We start from the raw sequence: 19,751 nt of genomic DNA, 5'->3' as shown, positions 1-19,751 counted from the left end.
ATATTTCACTTCGCCTTGCGGATCGATGATGTACAGGCCGCGAAGCGCGATACCTTCTTCTTCGATCAGCACGCCGTAGTCGGATGCTACTTTTTTCGTGATGTCTGCAGCAAGCGGGAAGTTCAGCTGGCCAAGACCATTATCGTTAACCGGCGTGTTAATCCATGCACGGTGGCTATGTTTGCTATCTACGCTGACGCCAAGAACTTCAGTGTTCAGCTTGGAGAACTCTTCAGCAGCAAGGCTCAGAGCTGTAATTTCTGTCGGACATACGAATGTAAAGTCCAGTGGGTAGAAGAATAGAACAAGCCATTTGCCTTTGTAATCCGAAAGAGATGCCGTTCCGAAATCTTTACCGTCACCAGTTGCTGTATCCATCGTAAAATCAGGTGCCGGGCGGCCTACCAAACGTTCTGCCATATTGAATTCCTCCTTGACCTATCCATAATATTTTTCGTCACTTTATGGGTGACTCACTTGATAAATATTATCATCAGACGATAATAAAGTCAATATTAAAGTCTTTATTTTTTTATAATAATTATAATTAAGCTTTTTTCATTGCTGCAACGATAAGGTCGCCCATTTCGATCGTACCAATTGCTTTGCTCTTATCCACTGCGATATCGCCAGTACGGTGGCCGGCATCCAGTACATTTTTAACCGCATCTTCAATAACTTGAGCTGCCTCATGGTAACCGAATGTAAGACGGAACATCAGTGCAACCGAGAGAATCGTTGCAATTGGGTTGGAGATGCCTTGTCCCGCAATGTCAGGAGCAGAACCGTGGACCGGCTCATACAGGCCGAAGCTGCCTTCGCCCAGCGAAGCAGAGGACAACATGCCGATCGAACCTGTCAGCATAGCCGCTTCGTCACTCAAGATGTCGCCGAACATATTTTCCGTTACGATAACGTCAAAGCTCGAAGGACGGCGAAGCAATTGCATAGCGCAGTTGTCGACGAGTACGTGCTCCAGCTCAACTTCCGGATACTCAGGCGCAATCCGGTTAACGACTTCGCGCCACAGGCGGGAAGTTTCCAGAACGTTCGCTTTGTCGACCGAAGCCAGACGTTTGCCGCGAGTCATTGCGATATCGAATGCTTGGCGAACGATGCGCTCAACCTCTTGTACGTTGTAGACACAAGTATCAACGGCTTCTTCGCCGTTTGCACCTTCGCGGCGGAATTTCTCGCCGAAGTAGATGCCGCCTGTCAGCTCACGAACAACGATAAGGTCAGTGCCTTCCAGCACTTCCGGTTTCAGCGTCGATGCTTCTTTCAAGCAATCGAATACCGTTGCAGGACGGATGTTCGAGAACAAGCCCAGCTCTTTGCGAATGCCCAGCAAGCCAGTCTCTGGACGAAGCTCTTTCGAGTTGTTGTCCCATTTCGGTCCGCCAACAGCGCCAAGCAGTACTGCGTCTGCGCCTTTGCAAAGATCAAGCGTTTCTTGCGGCAGCGGTGTGCCTTTCTCGTCGATAGCAATACCGCCAAACAAGCCGTTTTCCGTTTCGAATTGATAACCGAACAGTTCTTCCGTTTTTTTCAATACTTTAAGCGCTTCGCCTACTACCTCGGGACCAATGCCGTCGCCTGCGATAACCGCGATTTTTTTAACTTCTGACATAATAATCTGTACACTCCCTTATTTATGCTCAATTAGCGATTCTCAACCTATTATCATTTGTACCACATTTCGTCCATTTAAACAAAGATATAAAATCTATCATCTTTATAGGCAAACCTTATAAGCATACCGTTTCATCGCTATCCATGAAGCAGCTTAACATGAAAAGTACGGCTTCTTGGCCCATCAAACTCGCAAAAATAAATGCCCTGCCACGTTCCCAGCAGCAAACGTCCGCCGCTAACCACTACGGTCTGGCTTGTCCCGGTTGTTAGCGCCTTTAAATGGGAAGCTGTATTTCCTTCAGCATGGCGGTATTTCGGATGCTCCCACGGATACACTTCATCCAGCCGCATCAGAATGTCATGCTTGACGTCCGGATCGGCGTTCTCCTGAATCGTAATGCCTGCTGTCGTGTGCGGGCAATAGATGACCGCAAGCCCGTCCGACAGCCCTTCACGGGCAACAACGGCGGCTATCTGGCGCGTAATATCGATCATCTCGTCCCGTTTGGACGTTCGCAACGTTTCTTTAATGACCATTTCCGATTCCCTCCTTTCTAGTCGGATGAAGTATAGCAATATAGGATGTATATAATATGCGAACCTGCATAATGAAAAAAGCCCTCAATAGGGCTTTTTTCATTACGGCATCTTCAACCGCATAACAGAATAATCCCGGCTCGCGCAGAGCGCAGCCAACGGATACGACAAAGCATCCGGACTTGCTCCGGCGAACCGGGATAATATCGTTCATTTGCAGCCTATTTTAAGCTAGACTGCCAATATGAACTGGAGTCGTTAATTACTTCTTGATCCAGTGCATCAGTTCGCGCAGCTGTGCACCAGTTTGCTCGATTGGGTGAGCAGCTTCGTTACGGCGAGTAGCCGTCAGCATTGCACGGTTCGATTGGTTTTCAAGGATGAAGTCACGAGCGAAACGGCCGGATTGGATGTCTTCCAGAACGCGTTTCATTTCTTTCTTCGTTTCTTCAGTAACGATACGAGGACCTGTTACATAGTCGCCGTATTCAGCTGTGTTGGAGATGGAATCGCGCATTGTTGCAAGTCCGCCTTCATACATCAGGTCAACGATCAGCTTCAGCTCGTGCAAGCACTCGAAGTAAGCCATTTCTGGAGCGTAGCCAGCTTCAACCAAAGTTTCGAAGCCTGCTTTAACGAGCGCGGAAGCGCCGCCGCACAGTACTGCTTGCTCACCGAACAAGTCAGTTTCTGTTTCTTCTTTGAAAGAAGTTTCGATAACGCCTGCACGCGTACAGCCGATACCTTTTGCATAAGCAAGACCGATTTCTTTAGCTTTGCCGGAAGCATCTTGGTGAATCGCGATCAAGCCAGGAACGCCAAAGCCTTCTTGGTAAGTACGGCGAACCATGTGACCTGGCGATTTAGGAGCAACCAGGAATACGTCTGTATCTTTGTTAGCTACGATTTGACCGTAGTGAACGTTGAAGCCGTGGGAGAACATGAGCGAAGCGCCTTTTTTCAGGTTTGGCTCGATTTCTTCCGCATATACTTTTGCTTGAGTTTCGTCTGGCAGCAAGATTTGAACTACGTCAGCAACTTTAGTCGCTTCAGCAACAGTCAGAACCTCGAAGCCGTCTTTTTTAGCAACGTCAGCGGATTTGCCTGGACGAAGGCCGATAACAACTTTCAGGCCGCTGTCGCGAAGGTTTTGTGCTTGCGCGTGGCCTTGGCTTCCGTAACCGATAACTGCAATTGTTTTACCTTGGAGAACGCTGATGTCTGAGTCTTTTTCATAGTACATAGTAACTGCCATGTTAATAATTGCCTCCTTTAATTTAACCCTTTTGAACGGGTGTTTAAGTAGAGAAAACGTAAGTTCGATTCTCCCCTTAAACTCCCGCTCAAAGCGGGATTGTTAATTTGAGTGACTGTCTTAATTGGATGTCTTCGTTATTACTTGCTGCCGCGATTCAGTGCAGTTACGCCTGTGCGGGACAGCTCGCGAATACCGTAAGGCTTCAAGAGCTCGACCATCGCATCGATTTTCTCGGTATCGCCGACAACTTGTACAATAAGCGAATGAGTGCCGATATCGACGACAGCCGCACGGAAGGTTTCGACAACGCCGAGTATTTCCGGACGAGACGCAGGCTCTGCGCTTACTTTAATAAGCGCAAGCTCGCGGGCAACCATCGGGTTGGAGCTGAGATCGATAACTTTAATGACATCAATCAGCTTGTAGAGCTGTTTGGTTACCTGCTCCAGCGTATGGTCATCGCCGGAAGTGACGATAACCATGCGGGAGAGGCCTTGCTCTTCGCTTGTTCCTACTGTAATGCTCTCAATATTGAAGCCGCGGCGGCCGAACAAGCCGGATACGCGTTGCAGAACGCCGGGCTGGTCATTAACGATTACTGCAATTGTATGCTTTTTCATTACGCATCCCCCATGATCATTTCGTCGATCGTGCTTCCTTGGGCAACCATCGGATACACGTTTTCTTCTTTGTTTACGACGAATTCTACGACCGCTGGGCCCGGATGGCGGAGTGCTTCCTCCCATACCTTGCGAGCGTCTTCCTTGTTTGTTGCGCGGAAGCCGCGAACGCCATAAGCTTCAGAAAGCTTAACAAAATCCGGGCTGCCGGCGAGGTCAATATGGCTGTAACGGTTATCATAGATAAGCTCTTGCCATTGACGAACCATGCCGAGCACTTGGTTGTTGATGATCGCAACTTTAACCGGAATGTTGTTGATCGCGCAAATCGCAAGCTCTTGCGCGCACATTTGCATGCCGCCGTCGCCGTTGATCGAAACAACCACCCGATCCGGATTAGCCATTTGAGCGCCAATCGCGGAAGGGAATCCGAAGCCCATCGTGCCAAGGCCGCCGGAGGTTACCCAAGAGCGCGGTTTGTTGAAGTTGTAATACTGCGCAGCCCACATTTGATGTTGGCCTACGTCCGTCGTTACAATTGCATCGCCGTTCGTCGTGTCGTGAATCATCTCCACAACCCATTGCGGCTTCAGCACTTCTTCCGAATCTTTGTAGCTGAACGGGAATTCCAGCTTCGATGCTTGCAGCTTCGCACGCCAAGCGTCTGCTTTATCGGCGCGTTTCGCTTGCTGGTTCGCAATTTGCAGAACCGTTTTTACATCGCCAACGATTGGAATATCCGTCGGTACGTTTTTACCGATTTCAGCCGGGTCGATATCGATATGAACGATTTTCGCCAGCGGCGCAAAGCCGGAAAGTTTACCAGTAACGCGGTCATCGAAGCGAGCTCCGATGTTAATCAGCAGGTCTGCGCTTTGAATCGATTTATTAGCCGTGTACGTTCCGTGCATGCCCGGCATGCCGAGCCACAGATCGTTGCCGCTTGGGAATCCGCCAAGACCAAGAAGCGTTGTCGTGATCGGAATTTCCGTCTTCGTTACAAATTCGAGCAATTCCTCGTGAGCACCGGAGTATACAACGCCGCCGCCTGCAAGAATCAGCGGGCGTTCTGCTTGCTCAATTGCCTGAATCAGTCTGTCAACTTGGAGCTTATTCGGCGAAACCGTAGGGTTGTAGCCGCGGATGCTCACTTCTGTTACCGGTTTGAACAAAGCTTTGTTCGCCGATACGTCCTTTGGAATGTCGATCAATACCGGTCCTTTACGGCCCGAATTCGCAATGTGGAATGCCTCATGAATGACACGCGGCAAATCTTCTACGTCGCGAACCAGGTAGCTGTGCTTAGTAATCGGCATTGTAATACCTGTAATGTCCGCCTCTTGGAAAGCGTCGCTGCCAATCAGGCTGGAGATAACGTTGCCTGTAATGACCACGAGCGGTACAGAATCCATATATGCAGTTGCGATACCCGTTACAAGATTCGTTGCCCCTGGGCCCGATGTTGCGATACATACGCCAACTTTACCGCTAGCACGTGCGTAGCCGTCTGCTGCATGAATCGCTCCTTGCTCGTGGCGGGTAAGCACATGATTGAAATCGGAGAATCCGTGCATCGCGTCGTAAATGTACAACACTGCGCCGCCCGGATAGCCAAACACGCATTCGACGCCTTCCAGCACCAAACTACGGAGTAACATTTCAGAACCTGTAATTACTTCAGGCTTCTGCAATTTTTCGATTAATTCTTGCTTTGACTTCAGTGTTGCACTTTGCGTGACCATCTGCCATCCTCCTCCTAGCTTACTTCATACCTTTTTTAGTTCGACGAAAACAAAAAAACCTTCCGCCCCTCTCGCTTCGCATAAATCGAAGACTCGAGGGACGAAAGGTTGAACTTCCGTGGTACCACCCAAATTCGTTATACATCTCTCGATGTATAACCTCAATAGGTAAGAACGTGTGCGCGCACATAACGTCCATACCTGTGGCACAGTAACGCGTGCCTTGCGATTTCCCCTAATACGCAAATTGCTTTTCAGGGAAACAGCTCCGAGGTGAGCTCGCAAAAAGGGATTCTGGCGACGGTTGCAGCAAATCCGTCCACTCTCTGAGCAAAAGGGCCCTTAATACTTCGTCCTCATCATTGCCGATGACATATTAAAAAATAAGATTGCTTTCATTATATTCCGTCAATTCTCTTACGTCAAGAACATTCCAGCGTACATTCCAAAAAATTACGGACACGTTCCGCCAGCGCCTATTTGCACATATGGTAGTATAGCCGTTTTTGGCAATCTCATTCCTGAACAGGAAGGATTGTTTTGTTGATGCCTACAATACGAATGCGAAACTCCAGAACCGATGATTCTGAAATTTTCAGCTTGATCCGCACGGAATTAATGCCTCTTGCCCATTCCGTTCATCCGCTTGATGCGCATGCTATACGAGAGCTGCCCGTCCGTTTTCGGACCGGCATTACTTACGTTGCAGCTGCGGGAAAAACCACAAAGCCGTACGGCTTTGTTCATTTTGAACAGTATGGGCCGCTTCTCTACATCGATATGCTCGTTACCCACCCCCATCACCGCAATCGGGAATGGGGCAAAAAGCTGATGGCCAGCTGCGAAGCATACGGCACAACCCATCACTGTACACACGCAAAGCTTTTCGTAGATGATATCAATGCAAAAGCACAACGCTTTTACACCAGACTTGGTTATCAAGCCGTTCGATATGATCCTGAATTGCGCTGCTACGAAATGGTTAAGACGCTTGCTTCGCCCCAGCCTCAGCAAGGAATCTAGTTTCTTAAATTAGTAGCCGTTGTAGCCTTGACCGTAACCTTGGCCATAGCCTTGACCATAACCGCCTCCGTAGCTGCCGCCATAGCCTTGGCCGTAACCGCCTCCGTAGCCGTTGCCGTTGTAGCCTTTTATACCATAGCCGCCACCACCGTAACCGCCTCCGTAGCCTCCGCCGTAGCCGCCTCCGCCACAGTTGCCGCAGCCGCCGCCACCACAGCCACAGCCGCCACCGAAGCCGCCTCCAAAGAATGGAAGCGTACCGATTGCAAGCAGATCAAAAAGAACAAGCGGGAGCAAAAACCCCTTTGTTTGAACGGTTTTGCCTTTGGTTTTTTTCCTCAGCGGAGCAATGACGAGCTTGTTGTTATGCACCCGAACGAGTTTGCCTTTTACGACTGAACCATCTTTGCGCATCGCATAGATCGTTTTACCGACTAATTGCTTTGCCCGTTCCTTAGTGACATTACCCATGCCAAATCCCTCCTTTCCCCGTTGTTCTATAGTTTATTCGCTTTAAATCTATTTGCTTGTTTGTTTGTCCGATAGGGATAGAAATGGATATGTACTTATAGAGGGGGAGGCGGGAAAGTTCGTGACTGCATAGTGGACCCGATAAGAACATATTGTTTTCTTACTGGAAATAACATACAATTATTTCATATTTCAGGGAGTGAAGCACACCCCGGTCTTGGCGTATTTGACGCTAAAGGCCCGGGGTGTTTTTTTATTCTCTGATCATGAATGAGGAGGCGAAGATATGCACTACGAATTAACCCGATTTATTGAAGCCTTTGAACGAGAGGCTGTGCAAAACGGTAAGCTTCGCAGCAAGCTGGGCAGAATGGAATTACTGTTCCTAGAGCAGGTATGGGGCCCTGCTTTTAGTTACCGCTACGAAGGATTAACGGCGGAATTTCCTTTTCGCGATTATAAGGGAGGCCAGCGTTTTGCTGATTTTGTGTACACCCGCAACGGCACTCGCTTACTCATTGAGGTGGACGGGTTTACCACACACGCGAGAGATATTAACCACGGTGAATTTAATGATCACCTGTCACGTCAAAACGATCTGATCCTTTCCGGTTGGCTGCTGCTTCGCTTTTCCGCTTGGCAAGTCGAGCACCAGCCGGAGCGCTGCAGCCAGACGCTTATGCAAGCTATCGGCTACTGGTGGTCACGGACATACGGCCCCCAAAGCGGCGACAACCTTCAGCTATGGGAAATCAAAAAGCAGCTCATCACCCAGTTCGCTATTCGCAGAGAGGGAAAAATCCGGCCAGATGACGTTACAAGACTTTTTCAAGTCTCAAGGCGGACAGCCAGCAACTGGCTGCGCAAGCTGCTGGAAGAAGGCGTACTTACCTGCCCCTCCCCCGAGGCTAAACGGATTACATACTACCACCTAAACAACTTTGTTGAGTAATATATTTACTTGTATGGCGAGCATGGCGGGTTAATTTTGAACCTATAAGTTATTAATTGGGCTGCTCAAGCTACTTAAAGAAATTCTCTTCGCTGCATAATGATATTTTTTCTTGAATTTTATGGTGATCGGCCCTTTCCGCTTGCTTTTCGGGAAATAAGTGAAGTTTTTTCTCTATTGCGAATTCAATTGCCTCCACTGTTTACTTTTATAACTTACAGCTTCGTTTCACCATAAACGGTCTCTAATTAGGGAAAAAAGCGACATAATAAGGTAACTTTTTGCGGTGGGTAGTTAGTACGAGAATCTGGGCTCAGTAAAGGACAGAGGGCAGAGTTAGTTATTTTTAAAGGCAAATTATCTAAGTAGACGGAGAAAAGATATTACGACTTATATGTAACACTTACACACTCTCCAATGCTCACGAATCAGTGCACACGCCGACTTACCAAGGTTCCTACGCTTAAATAGCATACATGTCTATGTCCAAGCTACAGCACAGCACAGACCAGTACAACAAAAAAAGAAGAGGTTGTCCCATTACGGGACAACCTCTTCAATATCGCTTAGCAGATACTAAGCGTTGATTTTCGCTTTTGCAACGCCTGCAAGGGAGTTGAACGAGTTGATGTCGTTAACAGCCAGGTCAGCAAGCATTTTGCGGTTAACTTCTACGCCAGCCAGTTTCAAGCCGTACATGAATTTGTTGTACGACAGGCCGTTCAGGCGAGCAGCCGCGTTGATACGAACGATCCACAGTCTGCGGAAGTCGCGTTTTTTCGTACGACGGTCACGGTAAGCATACAGCAGGGATTTGCCTACTTGCTCCTTCGCTGTTTTAAACAGACGATGTTTCGAACCGAAATAACCTTTAGCTAGCTTTAGAATTCTTTTCCGACGACGAGTGCGGACAAAACCGCCTTTAACTCTTGCCATGAGTGGAAACCTCCTGTAAGTTGAATTTGCTTTTTATAATGGTCGTACAATACTATTTAAGGTTAGCGAGACCTTGCTGAATGCGGCGAACGTCGCCAGCTGCCATAAGCGGTTGGCCAGCAAGCACACGTTTTTGACGTCCCGATTTGTGGGACAGCAAGTGGTTGCGGTACGCTTTATAGCGTTTTACTTTACCAGTACCGGTAATTTTGAAGCGGTCTTTCAGACTGCTGTGTGTTTTCATCTTAGGCATGTCGTTTATCCTCCCTTTAATTAAGTGTTGCTTTTTGGTGCCAAAATCATAATCATGCTCCGGCCTTCCAGCTTCGGTGCACGTTCAACGCTGCATATTTCGGCAACCTCTTGCGCCAGACGGTCCAGAATCTTCTGGCCGATCGACGCATGCGCGATTTCACGCCCGCGGAACCGAACGGAAGCTTTGACTTTGTCGCCTTCGTTCAAAAATTTCACGACGTTACGGAATTTTGTTTGGTAGTCATGCTCATCAATGTTCGCACGGAACCAAACTTCCTTCAAGTCGACGATTTTTTGATTTTTGCGAGCTTCTTTCTCTTTCTTCTGCTGCTCGTAACGGAATTTGCCGTAGTCCATAATGCGACATACCGGCGGCTTAGCCGTAGGAGCGACGTTCACCAGATCCAGGTTTAAATCAATGGCCATCTGCATTGCATCGCGAATCGATTTAATACCGATTTGCTCACCTTCTGCGCCTACAAGACGAACTTCTCTAGCCCGGATCTCATCGTTGATTTGATGTTCTCTGCTAATAACGTGCCACCTCCAAAGTGGAATTCTTGTGGATAGTTACAAGAAAATAAAAAAAATGCGGGTTCACGCGAACCCGCATTCCATAACCGTTCTCATCATTTCATACGAAATGTTCGATAACAATCGATTATCGCAAACCAGTCAGCCGTTGCCGAAAGGTGAGAAGCGGGTGCTTCTTCTTGTGCGTACTATTCATCTTTTCAAAACTGCTACCGAGTTAATATATCATAGCCACCATGCGGGTGTCAACTCTTTTACAGCTGTTTGCTTTGCACTTCTTCCAGCCGGATAACGCGCGTATGCTGCGTATGGCTCCACTTCTTGTTGTTTTGCGTGAAAAAGGCATGAACTGTAATCGGCCACCACGACAGTGTGAACAACAGGAACGTCGGAATTCGCAGGTACAGCTTCCAGTCGACTTTCGCCATGTACATCGAAAGCGGGATTTGAGTGAAAATATACAGCATGTACGGGATACTCAGCCATATCGGCAGCATGTTGTAAACCGAAGTCACATTGTCGCCGCCGGACAAGAAGATATCGCCCCAGACGATCGTTGTGATAAAGAAGCCGGCTAGGTAGTTATACGCATTGAATACGTACAGCGCAGCATCGATTTTCGTCCAGCTGCCTTCTTTAATGCCCTGCCACAACAGCGGCAGCATATATTTGCGGGTGACGTCGAAGTGGCCTTGCATCCAGCGCAGCCGCTGACGTGCGGAAGCTTGGAACGTGATTGGCTTTTCGTCAAACACTTTCGCTTCAAAATTGAATTTCGGGTAAATGCCCTTTTTAATACAGCGAACCGTGAACTCCAGATCCTCTACAAGGCTCGTTGCGCCCCAGCCCATTTCTTTCAGCAGCTTGGCTTCAAAGCACATGCCCGTGCCGCCCAAGAAGTTAGCGAGCTTCAAGTTTGTACGCGGCAGCTGCCACAACCGGTTGCAGAACCAGTAGTTGATCGCATTGGCGGAGCTAACCCACGAGTCGTTCGGGTTTTTCGTATCCAGGTAACCTTGAATGACGCGGTTTCCGTTGCACAGATCATTGTTCATGTACTGCAGGAAGTCGGTTGCCACCAGGTTGTCAGCGTCAAAAATACAAACGCCATCATAGTTTTTCGGCATTTTCCAAAGCTCTTTAAGCATCCACTCCACAGCGTAGCCTTTGCCGCGCTGATTCGTGTTGACGCGCTCGCAGGCGTAGACGCCATCATAGCTGTTCACGACTTTGACCGTTCCGTCCGTGCAGTTGTCGCAAATGACGAAAATATCGTACAGCTCACGAGGGTATTTCATTTTCAGCAAATTCTCGATTAATGCACCAACGACCTGCTCTTCATTATGGGCCGCGATAAGCAGTGCGAATTTCTTTTGCGGCGCATGGGATAAATCCTCTTTCTTCCTGCTCCAGCCAAAAAACGTTAAAAACAGCTGATACAGACCTAACAAAGCAAATCCGATTTGAAACACAAACATTATCGTATTAAACATTCGGTACTGCCCCCTTGAGACCCCTTTTTAATTGCCCGTTCTGATCACCGGCGTACATGCCCGAAAACAATGCCGCTTGGCCCCGACAGGCTCTTTATTACTCTCTCTCTTGTCTGGTGTACAGCGCTTTATCTATTTGGAAGCGTTCTGCGACCTATCTGATTTTCCACACAATGACCATCTTTGTCAAAACCTTAATTTGCCGCCAATATGCATTTTCCAACCGGAAAAACGCTTCCATGGCGCATCAATATCACAATTACCTCCTTTTGCGGCGCGTCGCCCTTATTTTCATCCATTTGCTGATTTTTTAGCACTTCCGACCTTACATACGAGAAAAGTTGCGAAAAAGTTTCTAACCGTGCGGGCGGCGCATTGTGTCGAAACCGTGAACCGGATGACCCTGAAGGCCTAGTCTTCCATATAAGCTTTACCAATCGGGCCGTTTTGTAATACGTAAAGCCTTCATATAAATTTCAAATCAACAACTTATTATATTTTAAACATTTTCGTCGTAATATCGGGTATAATGTGTGCGAATCGAGCTTTGCCCTCGATGATTTATTAGGAGGATACGGATGAGACGAATGATAGAATGGCTGAGAACCCGCGAACAGGAGTTCATCGTCTGGGCGAATCAAAGGCGGGTACACAGAAGGTTGCATCGATGGCTGGGCAAATGGCTGTCTACAGTAACCCATATGGGCGGTGCTTCGTTCACCGTTTTGAGCTCGCTGCTCTTCGCGCTACTCGCTCCGGCTCCTTGGAACACTACGGGCTGGCATTGCTTTACCGCAGTTGTTATCAGTCATTTTCCTGTTTTTATCGTAAAAAGAAAATTTAAGAGGCTGCGCCCTTATCAGGCGCTGGAGGGAATGAATACGGGCAGGAAGCCGCTAGTGGACTCCTCTTTTCCTTCCGGTCATACGACCGCTATCTTTGCTTGGCTCATTCCGCTGGTTGCGGCGAGCGGTCCCTGGTTCGTTATTGCGCTTCCAGTTGCGGTCATTATCGGGGTATCGGTGGGCTGGTCGAGGATGTATCTGGGCCTGCATTATCCTTCCGACGTTGCCGTCGGCGCGCTCATCGGCACGCTGACGGCCATCGCGGTCGAATATAACTGGGTGACTCCGGTCTAGCTCCATGCTGGAGTTTCCGGCTTAATGTCATTGCTGTTACTCGGTTTCGGTTTCTTCCCGATCGGCTTGTTCTGCGGCTTCGGCAGCTTCATCGGCTTCCGCAGCCGCCGCTTCACGGCTCGCTGCCTCTCGCTTGCTGGAACGGTATTGCTCCAGCGCGGTTTCGCCGATCACGGCTTCTAGCCGGTAGATCGGCTGGCCTTTGCCCATGAACTTCATTTCATACTCGGTGAACACGAGATCCTCTCGCGGTCCCTCCTTATGAAGGTGAAGCGATATATTGCGAAGCTGCATTTCCACTTCGGCAAAGCTGTTCAGCGAAAACTCGAACAGAGACTGCGAATCTGTCTTAAAATGAATCTCACCGCGCTCGTTCAGCAGCTGCGCATATTTCGCGAGAAAACGCGGATGTGTCAGTCTGCGGCGGGCGTGTTTGCTTTTTGGCCATGGATCGCTGAAATTCAGATGAATCCGCTGTAGTTCTCCCGGCTCAAACATGTTCTCGATATTCTCGATATTAGCGCGAAGGAGCGCAAGATTAGGCGGATTTTCTTCCCCTTTTTCTTCCCATACCGCGCGGGCCTTTTCACTGGCGCGACGAATCAACTCGTCATACATATCGACACCGATAAAATTAATCTCCGGATTGCGGGCGCTCATATGGCTGATGAATCTGCCTTTGCCCATGCCCAGCTCGATGTAGATCGGATTGTCATTGCCGAAAAACTCACGCCACTTGCCTTTATGCGGAGCGGCATCAAGTACAACCAGCTCCGGCTGTGCTTCTATACTTTCGCGAATTCCTTTTCTTCCTCTTAGACGCATACTGATCTTGTCCTCCTAGACTCCATTAAACTGATTCTTATTTTGCCCCAAGACCGCCTCCCATGTAAAGGGTTCACGGCAAATAGAAAAGCCGCAGGAGCTCCTGCGGCTGATTTGCGAATATGGAATTAAGTAAGCATTTGATAATTAATCGGGCTGCTGCTCGGCTCAATCTCAAATGTTTCCTCCAGCACTTCATTTAATTTTTTGCGTGCGGATACTTCTAGAAGATGATTATTGGGAAAGCGGACGCCGCTAAGCACCATCAGCTCTTTCACCGTTAACTCAACCGTAACTTTCTCATCGCCATGCGGAATTTTTGTCGTTTGACTCATTTCATATCACCTCATCGATTTATTATACAGCATTTCCAGTTAATCGACGTTCTATGACAATCGCTACGATTAAGGCATGTAAGGTTTTTTTATTGTCTTTTCACACTTTTAATATAACAGATCATGTAAGGTATAGCAAGCCTAATTTATTTTGAAAACGTTTTAATTTCCAGTTGATTTCAACCAAGTTAGCGGGTCTAATCGGGCATGGCATTTCAGCACGATATCCGATAAAATAGAGGGGCAGCCTTTAAGGAAGAAGGAGAAATAAATGAACGCATTGCAAATGACGCCTCAGCAGCCGCAACTGTGGGGCGATAAACGATTTCATACATGGAATTACGAAATGCGCGAGCAGTTCGGCGGCAAGGTGTTTAAAGTAATGCTCGACGCGGGCTTTACTTGCCCCAACCGCGACGGTACGATCGCCAAAGGCGGTTGCACGTTCTGCAGCGCACGAGGGTCCGGCGATTTCGCCGGCAGACGGCGTGACGATCTGGTCACGCAGTTCAACACGATCCGTGACCGCCAGCATCTGAAATGGCCGGATGCCAAGTACATCGGCTACTTTCAGGCTTATACCAATACTTACGCGCCGGTTGAAGAGCTGCGCGAGTACTATGAAGAGATTTTGCAGCAGCCGGGCGTCGTTGGATTATCCATCGCTACCCGTCCCGACTGCTTGCCCGATGATGTCGTCGACTATTTGGCCGAGTTGAACGAACGCACATACTTATGGGTAGAAATGGGTCTTCAGACGATTCACGAATCGACATCGACGCTTATCAATCGCGCGCATGACACCGAATGCTATCTCGATGCGGTGCGCCGCCTTCGGGAGCGCGGCATCCGTGTCTGTGCCCATATTATCTATGGCCTGCCGCAGGAAACGCATGAAATGATGCTTGATACTGGCCGCGCAGTAGCGAAGATGGACGTACAGGGAATTAAGATCCACCTGCTCCACCTCATGCGCAAGACGCCGATGGTTCGCCAGTATGAAGCAGGTCTGCTGCGTTTTCTGGAGCAGGACGAATATGTGAAGCTCATTGTCGACTCGCTGGAGTTTTTGCCGCCGGAGATGATCGTTCATCGCCTGACCGGCGACGCACCTCGCGATTTGCTGATTGGCCCGACTTGGAGCTTGAAGAAATGGGAAGTGCTTAATGCCATCGACGACGAGCTGAAGCGCCGCGATACCTGGCAGGGCAAACTGTGGGGGAACAACTAGCATGGGTTTCCTGTCTGTCCTGAGCATGGCTCATAAATGGATCGCCGAGCGGACAGGCCTGGGCGATACCGTCATCGACGCTACCGCAGGAGGCGGTGTCGACACGCTAGCGCTGGCTTCGCTCGTAGGATCGGGAGGAACCGTATACGCTTTCGATATTCAGCAGGAAGCGCTGGACCGGACGCAGGAACGGCTTGCCTCTCTTGCGACAGAAGACCGTCTGCCCCGGCTTAGACTGCTGCTTCAGAGTCATGCCGAAATGGCCGCCGCGGTAGATGAGGACGCACACGAGAAAGTCGCTGCCGTCATGTTCAACCTCGGCTATTTACCGGGCGGCGATGAATCTGTCATTACGCAGCCGGAGACGACTATTGCAGCTCTGGACGCTGCGTTATCGCTGCTCCGTCCCGGAGGCATCGTTACCTGCGTTCTCTACCCTGGCCATCCTGGCGGGGAATTGGAAGCAGCAGCCGTTGAAGCCTGGGCTACGCAGCTGCCGGGCTCCATCGCTGCAGCTGTTGTCTACCGGCAGCCGCAGCGCAAAACGGCGCCTTATCTGGTAGCTGTCGAGAAAAGACAACGCTAGACATTCGATTTATCCTCACATTCAAACAACTATTAAAAAAATTAAACAACAGGGAGAGAGATTAATGACTACAGCAGTAAAACCTTACCCGCTTCAATTTCAACCGGAAATGAAAGAACGCATCTGGGGCGGACGCGCGCTGGAACAGTTCGGCCTGGCGCTTCCTGAAGGATCCATTGGCGAAGGCTGGATGATCGGCGATCACCCGAACGGAACGACGAAGGTCGTTAATGGCGAGCTTGCAGGCAAAGGACTGGATGAAATCCGCGAAGCCTATGGACGTGAATTTTTCGGAACAAAAGGCTTTTCCGAGAAAAACGGCCGCTTCCCGCTCTTGATCAAGCTGTTGGACTGCAATGACGATCTCTCGGTTCAAGTTCACCCGACAGATGACTATGCAGGCCTGCCTGCCGGCGAGCTGGGCAAAACCGAAATGTGGTACATTCTCGATGCGAAGCCGGGTGCAAAAATCATCTACGGCCTGAAAGACGGCGTTGATCGCGCGGCCATGGAAGCTGCTATCTCAGAAGGCCGCATTACCGACACTCTTCAAGAAGTTTCGGTTAAAGCGGGCGATGCCTTCTACATCCCAGCAGGTACTGTTCACGCGCTTTGCGCAGGTGTTGTAGTAGCAGAAATCCAACAAAACTCGGACACGACCTACCGCTTGTACGACTATAACCGCCTCGGATTGGACGGTGAGCTGCGCGAGCTGCACATCGAGGATTCGCTGAACGTTATCGCTTATGAGGGCTCGGGCGCAAGCCGTATGACAACCGAAGGCATCGCCGACGGCGAATGGCTGACGATCGCATCTTCCCCATACTTTATCGTTGAAAAAGGCATCGTCGCTTCCAAAGCGGCTTACTCCACATCGGCGGAAAGCTTCGTTATCGTTGTCGTTGCCGAAGGCAGCGGCAAGCTGAACTGGGCGGATGGCAGCCTCGACGTGAAAGCAGGCGAATGCTTCCTGCTTCCTGCAAACCTTGGCGGCTATGAGCTGGACGGATCGATGACGGTGCTTCGCAGCGTCGTTCCTGCTTAAGACGGATTAATGGAATAAGAGCCCGATGCAGCTGCATCGGGCTCTTATTTTATGCTAGGGAGCAGCAGCTTGTATGGACAGCGCGACAAGAAGAGCGCGGCGACTTACCGCTCGCTAGGGTGTCGAGAAGCTCTGCTCAGTAACTGTGTTGCTCTTCTCTTCTCTTCTCTTCTCTTCTCTTCTCTTCTCTTCTCTTCTCTTCTCTTCTCTTCTCTTCTCTTCTGCTCTTCTGCTCTTCTTCTCTCCTCTGATCTGCTATTTCATGCAATTCTTTTCAATTCTTTTCTTGTCTTTTGTCTTCTTTACTTTATTTCGCTTAGTCACTCCAACCTACACGGCTAACTAGAGCACTATTAACTCCACCTGCCAGCTTTACCCATGCCATGTGAGGAACAAAATGCAAATGTACATTTTGTTGAGCCTCAAACCGCCCAAAATCGCTATCAAAATGTAAAAGTACATTTGAAAACCTCCAAATCCACCCTTTTAGAGCTTTTTACGCCGTTCAACCTGCACATTTGCATTTTGAGGCGGTAAATCGTCGAAAATTCGTCCTCCAACATGTATTTTTACATTTTGATTTCTGAAGTAAGGTGCAGACAGCTCATGAACACGTCCGCTGTTGTTTAACGAATCAATTTTCGCTTCCTTCCGTCGTAATAACGCCGCTAGAGCGAAGCTAGTTCCGTGATTTGTGAACCCATCTTCGCTGTTGCAGTTCATGCCAACGTCCAATCTGTGGTTAGGGAATCGGCAGCCTTCCTGATCATCACCTCTGCGCCCGAGCGAAGCTGGTTCGCTGTTTTGCGAACCTATCTTCGCTGTTGCAGCCCATACTAGCATCAAGCCAATCGATAGCGAAGCAAATTTCGCTATCCGTGAACACAGCTTCGCGAAAAACGAAATTCTATTCGCTAATCGCAAGCAAGGTTCGAGTAATCCCTTTTACTGCGAACCTTGCTTCCTTAAAAAACGAATCGGATTCGCTGCACACGGGCAAGAAACTGCTAGCACACTCAACATACAATCTCTGACCGAGAAATAGTCGGACCTTCACCTAAGCATCTAACTAGTTACCGTAAAAATCGACAGCTTTTTTGCCTAGTCGCGGGAACAAAAAAATAGCTTCGCAGGTGCAATCCCTGCGAAGCTGCTAATGATTTAAGCGCCGGCAATTTGCGCCGCGCCGCTTATTTTCAACATGTAAGGCTTCGGAACCGGCTTATTGCCGCCGCTGCCGTCCAGCGCATACAGCACAGCAAGCAGCGTTGCGCTATCCTTGCGGATCTCGCCGGTCTCCAGGTACGCAGCCAAATCGAACGGCAGCGTCTCGATGACCGCATGCTTCTGCAATTCCCTCTCGGACAAGCGGTGCTGTGCAAATTCAGCCGAGACGTCCTCAGGCCGCTCCACCAGAAGACGCATCCAGCTTCCCCATACCGATTTGTCCATCGTGAACTCCCACCACGTTTTGCGCGGCTTGTAATTATGGTTCAGGAAGAAGTCGTATTTCATCAAGCCAAGCACGACTTCCAGATCCAGCTTGCCGCCGCCGGAAGCTGCGTCATGCTCCTTGTACTCATTAAGGAACGCCCAAAGACGGGAGAACAGGTCCTCTAACTGGTGGCCGATCTTTTGCCAGCCGCGCGTTTCCCAATAGTCTCCAAACGTCTGGAAAAAAGCAAACGCCGATGGAAATACGTTGTCCACCAAATAGAGAAGTGTACGGTCCATCCGATGCCCATTCCAATATTTCTCAAGCACATCTTCTACCCGTTTAATGCGGACGATGTCGCCAAATGGCATCAGATCATTGCCCAGCATCTCATATGGCGATTGATCCATGTAAATATAGCCCCATTTGTCGGCGTCGCGGCGAAGACCGGTGCCACGGAGCATTTTCAGGAAGCCTAGCTGTAATTCTTCCGGACGCAGAGCAAAAACATCGTTGAACGTGCCGCTGAACGTCTCGTAATTTTCCAAAGGCAATCCGGCGATCAAGTCCAAATGCTGATCGATCTTACCCGACTCCTTCACCTTCGTTACAGTACGCACTAGCTTCGACCAGTTTTGACGGCGCTGTACAGCAAGGTTGGTCGGGTCATTCGTCGACTGCACGCCAATCTCGAACCGGAATACGCCCGGCGGCGCATGCTCAGACAAATAATCCAACACCTCGGGACGCATAATGTCCGCGGTAATCTCAAACTGAAACACGCAGCCGCGATGGTTCTCAATAAGGAACTGGAACATTTCGAGTGCGTAATCCCGCTTAATGTTGAACGTACGGTCGACAAATTTAATCAGTTTGGCGCCAGAATCGATCAGATACAAAATATCTGCCTTCGTGCGGTCCATATCGAAATAACGAACGCCCACCTCAATGCTCGACAAACAGAACTGGCAGCTAAACGGACAACCTCTGCTCGTCTCAAAATAAACGATGCGGTTCGCCAGCGTCGGAATATCCTCCTTAAACCGGTAAGGTGAAGGCAGCGTAGCCAGATCCAGCTTCGGACGGCCCGGATTGACAAGAATCTCGACCCGGTCTGCACGCTGCTTCCGGTAAGCCAAGCCAAAAACCATATGGAACTTGGACGCGCCGCTAAGCTCGGTAAGCAGATGGTGGAAGGTCTCTTCCCCTTCTCCAACGACGATGAAATCAACTTCAGGAATCCGCTCCATCCAGAACTCAGTATCATAGCTGACCTCCGGTCCGCCAAGGACGATTTTCAGCTTCGGATTGATTTTACGCAGCATGCCGATAACCGTAATCGTCTCTTCGATATTCCAGATATAGCAGGAGAAGCCTACCACATCGGGATTACGGGAATACAGATCGGAGACGATGTTCATCGCCGGATCTTTAATGGTGTATTCAGCAATATCAATATCGAAGTCTTTCTCGCTATACGCCTTCAAACAACGAAGGGCAAGGGATGTGTGAATATATTTGGCATTTAGGGTGCTTAATACGACTTTCATAGCGTTACCTCTCTAACTTCAATCTAACTGAACCAAAATCACTACTATTGTACCGAATAGCCGGGCAAAAAAGAAGAGGCCCCCTTCAGCACCAATGCTGAGGGGTAACCTCATCCACTCTATCTTACCTATGCTAAAAAATAAATGAT

21 protein-coding genes and 1 other annotated feature are annotated in these 19,751 nt (G+C 49.3%); of the genes, 7 read left to right on the top strand and 14 right to left on the bottom strand.

What is annotated here, in order from left to right; all coding sequences use genetic code 11:
- From IEX98_RS18555 to ilvB, 6 genes are all read right to left on the bottom strand, one after another.
- On the bottom strand, positions 1–420 hold a 420-nt coding region (locus tag IEX98_RS18555; protein WP_229692251.1), incomplete at its 3' end, for a peroxiredoxin.
- A gap of 127 nt (positions 421–547) precedes the next feature.
- Positions 548–1,630, bottom strand: a complete 1,083-nt coding sequence (gene leuB, locus IEX98_RS18550; RefSeq protein WP_188890688.1) for a 3-isopropylmalate dehydrogenase — start codon at positions 1,628–1,630, stop codon at positions 548–550.
- A 140-nt stretch (positions 1,631–1,770) separates the two neighbouring features.
- Positions 1,771–2,172: a secondary thiamine-phosphate synthase enzyme YjbQ gene (locus IEX98_RS18545; protein ID WP_188890687.1), complete on the bottom strand. Its 402-nt coding sequence runs from the start codon at positions 2,170–2,172 to the stop codon at positions 1,771–1,773.
- A gap of 262 nt (positions 2,173–2,434) precedes the next feature.
- Positions 2,435–3,427, bottom strand: a complete 993-nt coding sequence (ilvC, locus tag IEX98_RS18540) for a ketol-acid reductoisomerase (protein ID WP_042164161.1) — start codon at positions 3,425–3,427, stop codon at positions 2,435–2,437.
- A 140-nt stretch (positions 3,428–3,567) separates the two neighbouring features.
- Positions 3,568–4,050, bottom strand: a complete 483-nt coding sequence (gene ilvN, locus IEX98_RS18535; RefSeq protein ID WP_188890686.1) for an acetolactate synthase small subunit — start codon at positions 4,048–4,050, stop codon at positions 3,568–3,570.
- On the bottom strand, positions 4,050–5,792 hold the full coding sequence (gene ilvB / locus IEX98_RS18530; protein ID WP_188890685.1) for a biosynthetic-type acetolactate synthase large subunit: 1,743 nt from the start codon (positions 5,790–5,792) through the stop codon (positions 4,050–4,052). The genes ilvN and ilvB overlap by 1 nt, the downstream gene beginning before the upstream one ends.
- A 546-nt stretch (positions 5,793–6,338) precedes the next feature.
- Between ilvB and IEX98_RS18525 the strand changes: the two genes are divergently transcribed.
- Positions 6,339–6,815, top strand: a complete 477-nt coding sequence (locus IEX98_RS18525) for a GNAT family N-acetyltransferase (protein WP_188890684.1) — start codon at positions 6,339–6,341, stop codon at positions 6,813–6,815.
- Positions 6,816–6,824: 9 nt separating this feature from the next.
- On the opposite strand, the gene IEX98_RS18520 is transcribed toward IEX98_RS18525, so the two are convergent.
- Positions 6,825–7,286, bottom strand: coding sequence for a hypothetical protein (locus IEX98_RS18520; RefSeq protein WP_188890683.1), 462 nt, complete (start codon positions 7,284–7,286; stop codon positions 6,825–6,827).
- A gap of 286 nt (positions 7,287–7,572) precedes the next feature.
- Here IEX98_RS18520 and IEX98_RS18515 point away from each other — a divergent pair, with 286 nt between their 5' ends.
- The gene (locus IEX98_RS18515) at positions 7,573–8,238 is read left to right on the top strand and encodes a hypothetical protein (RefSeq protein ID WP_188890682.1); all 666 of its coding nucleotides are present in this window, start codon (positions 7,573–7,575) and stop codon (positions 8,236–8,238) included.
- Between the two features lie 576 nt (positions 8,239–8,814).
- On the opposite strand, the gene rplT is transcribed toward IEX98_RS18515, so the two are convergent.
- The 4 genes from rplT to IEX98_RS18495 all read right to left on the bottom strand — a co-directional run bounded on the left by rplT (position 8,815) and on the right by IEX98_RS18495 (position 11,456).
- On the bottom strand, positions 8,815–9,174 hold the full coding sequence (gene rplT, locus IEX98_RS18510; protein WP_188890681.1) for a 50S ribosomal protein L20: 360 nt from the start codon (positions 9,172–9,174) through the stop codon (positions 8,815–8,817).
- A 52-nt stretch (positions 9,175–9,226) separates the two neighbouring features.
- Complete coding sequence (rpmI, locus tag IEX98_RS18505) at positions 9,227–9,427, bottom strand: 50S ribosomal protein L35 (protein WP_015842912.1); 201 nt, start codon at positions 9,425–9,427, stop codon at positions 9,227–9,229.
- A gap of 20 nt (positions 9,428–9,447) precedes the next feature.
- Positions 9,448–9,945 carry a translation initiation factor IF-3 gene (gene infC, locus IEX98_RS18500; protein WP_188890798.1) on the bottom strand — a complete coding sequence of 166 codons (498 nt, stop codon included), beginning with the start codon at positions 9,943–9,945 and terminating at the stop codon, positions 9,448–9,450.
- Between the two features lie 61 nt (positions 9,946–10,006).
- Positions 10,007–10,150: a sequence feature (ribosomal protein L20 leader region), on the bottom strand.
- Between the two features lie 67 nt (positions 10,151–10,217).
- Positions 10,218–11,456 carry a glycosyltransferase family 2 protein gene (locus tag IEX98_RS18495; protein ID WP_188890680.1) on the bottom strand — a complete coding sequence of 413 codons (1,239 nt, stop codon included), beginning with the start codon at positions 11,454–11,456 and terminating at the stop codon, positions 10,218–10,220.
- Positions 11,457–11,487: 31 nt separating this feature from the next.
- Here IEX98_RS18495 and IEX98_RS18490 point away from each other — a divergent pair, with 31 nt between their 5' ends.
- Both IEX98_RS18490 and IEX98_RS18485 read left to right on the top strand, forming a co-directional pair.
- The gene (locus tag IEX98_RS18490; protein ID WP_188890679.1) at positions 11,488–11,871 is read left to right on the top strand and encodes a hypothetical protein; all 384 of its coding nucleotides are present in this window, start codon (positions 11,488–11,490) and stop codon (positions 11,869–11,871) included.
- 163 nt (positions 11,872–12,034) lie between these two features.
- Positions 12,035–12,595: a phosphatase PAP2 family protein gene (locus tag IEX98_RS18485; RefSeq protein ID WP_188890678.1), complete on the top strand. Its 561-nt coding sequence runs from the start codon at positions 12,035–12,037 to the stop codon at positions 12,593–12,595.
- 36 nt (positions 12,596–12,631) lie between these two features.
- On the opposite strand, the gene trmB is transcribed toward IEX98_RS18485, so the two are convergent.
- Positions 12,632–13,420: a tRNA (guanosine(46)-N7)-methyltransferase TrmB gene (gene trmB / locus IEX98_RS18480; RefSeq protein ID WP_188890677.1), complete on the bottom strand. Its 789-nt coding sequence runs from the start codon at positions 13,418–13,420 to the stop codon at positions 12,632–12,634.
- 128 nt (positions 13,421–13,548) lie between these two features.
- Positions 13,549–13,755 carry a hypothetical protein gene (locus IEX98_RS18475; RefSeq protein WP_188890676.1) on the bottom strand — a complete coding sequence of 69 codons (207 nt, stop codon included), beginning with the start codon at positions 13,753–13,755 and terminating at the stop codon, positions 13,549–13,551.
- Positions 13,756–14,026: 271 nt separating this feature from the next.
- Between IEX98_RS18475 and IEX98_RS18470 the strand changes: the two genes are divergently transcribed.
- The 3 genes from IEX98_RS18470 to IEX98_RS18460 all read left to right on the top strand — a co-directional run bounded on the left by IEX98_RS18470 (position 14,027) and on the right by IEX98_RS18460 (position 16,617).
- Positions 14,027–14,986, top strand: coding sequence for a TIGR01212 family radical SAM protein (locus tag IEX98_RS18470; protein ID WP_188890675.1), 960 nt, complete (start codon positions 14,027–14,029; stop codon positions 14,984–14,986).
- Position 14,987: 1 nt separating this feature from the next.
- Positions 14,988–15,572: a class I SAM-dependent methyltransferase gene (locus tag IEX98_RS18465; protein WP_188890674.1), complete on the top strand. Its 585-nt coding sequence runs from the start codon at positions 14,988–14,990 to the stop codon at positions 15,570–15,572.
- A 64-nt stretch (positions 15,573–15,636) separates the two neighbouring features.
- Positions 15,637–16,617, top strand: a complete 981-nt coding sequence (locus IEX98_RS18460; RefSeq protein WP_188890673.1) for a type I phosphomannose isomerase catalytic subunit — start codon at positions 15,637–15,639, stop codon at positions 16,615–16,617.
- Positions 16,618–17,778: 1,161 nt separating this feature from the next.
- On the opposite strand, the gene IEX98_RS18455 is transcribed toward IEX98_RS18460, so the two are convergent.
- Positions 17,779–19,602 carry a B12-binding domain-containing radical SAM protein gene (locus IEX98_RS18455; RefSeq protein ID WP_188890672.1) on the bottom strand — a complete coding sequence of 608 codons (1,824 nt, stop codon included), beginning with the start codon at positions 19,600–19,602 and terminating at the stop codon, positions 17,779–17,781.
- Positions 19,603–19,751: the final 149 nt, after the last annotated feature.

Source organism: Paenibacillus radicis (ex Gao et al. 2016), assembly GCF_014641555.1.
In the GTDB taxonomy this organism is placed as follows: Bacteria; Bacillota; Bacilli; order Paenibacillales; family Paenibacillaceae; genus Pristimantibacillus; species Pristimantibacillus radicis.
Note: the sequence above shows the minus strand (reverse complement) of the source record. Positions and strands in the feature narration are given on the sequence as shown.

Bases quoted from the DNA above. Each gene is read 5' to 3' on its own strand.
- IEX98_RS18470 (WP_188890675.1), top strand. From the start codon at position 14,027: ATGAACGCATTGCAAATGACGCCTCAGCAGCCGCAACTGTGGGGCGAT.
- rplT (WP_188890681.1), bottom strand. From the start codon at position 9,174: ATGGCAAGAGTTAAAGGCGGTTTTGTCCGCACTCGTCGTCGGAAAAGA.
- IEX98_RS18495 (WP_188890680.1), bottom strand. From the start codon at position 11,456: ATGTTTAATACGATAATGTTTGTGTTTCAAATCGGATTTGCTTTGTTA.
- ilvB (WP_188890685.1), bottom strand. From the start codon at position 5,792: ATGGTCACGCAAAGTGCAACACTGAAGTCAAAGCAAGAATTAATCGAA.
- trmB (WP_188890677.1), bottom strand. From the start codon at position 13,420: ATGCGTCTAAGAGGAAGAAAAGGAATTCGCGAAAGTATAGAAGCACAG.
- IEX98_RS18485 (WP_188890678.1), top strand. From the start codon at position 12,035: ATGAGACGAATGATAGAATGGCTGAGAACCCGCGAACAGGAGTTCATC.
- ilvN (WP_188890686.1), bottom strand. From the start codon at position 4,050: ATGAAAAAGCATACAATTGCAGTAATCGTTAATGACCAGCCCGGCGTT.
- leuB (WP_188890688.1), bottom strand. From the start codon at position 1,630: ATGTCAGAAGTTAAAAAAATCGCGGTTATCGCAGGCGACGGCATTGGT.
- IEX98_RS18525 (WP_188890684.1), top strand. From the start codon at position 6,339: ATGCCTACAATACGAATGCGAAACTCCAGAACCGATGATTCTGAAATT.
- rpmI (WP_015842912.1), bottom strand. From the start codon at position 9,427: ATGCCTAAGATGAAAACACACAGCAGTCTGAAAGACCGCTTCAAAATT.
- IEX98_RS18515 (WP_188890682.1), top strand. From the start codon at position 7,573: ATGCACTACGAATTAACCCGATTTATTGAAGCCTTTGAACGAGAGGCT.
- IEX98_RS18520 (WP_188890683.1), bottom strand. From the start codon at position 7,286: ATGGGTAATGTCACTAAGGAACGGGCAAAGCAATTAGTCGGTAAAACG.
- IEX98_RS18465 (WP_188890674.1), top strand. From the start codon at position 14,988: ATGGGTTTCCTGTCTGTCCTGAGCATGGCTCATAAATGGATCGCCGAG.
- IEX98_RS18475 (WP_188890676.1), bottom strand. From the start codon at position 13,755: ATGAGTCAAACGACAAAAATTCCGCATGGCGATGAGAAAGTTACGGTT.
- IEX98_RS18545 (WP_188890687.1), bottom strand. From the start codon at position 2,172: ATGGTCATTAAAGAAACGTTGCGAACGTCCAAACGGGACGAGATGATC.
- IEX98_RS18455 (WP_188890672.1), bottom strand. From the start codon at position 19,602: ATGAAAGTCGTATTAAGCACCCTAAATGCCAAATATATTCACACATCC.
- ilvC (WP_042164161.1), bottom strand. From the start codon at position 3,427: ATGGCAGTTACTATGTACTATGAAAAAGACTCAGACATCAGCGTTCTC.
- IEX98_RS18460 (WP_188890673.1), top strand. From the start codon at position 15,637: ATGACTACAGCAGTAAAACCTTACCCGCTTCAATTTCAACCGGAAATG.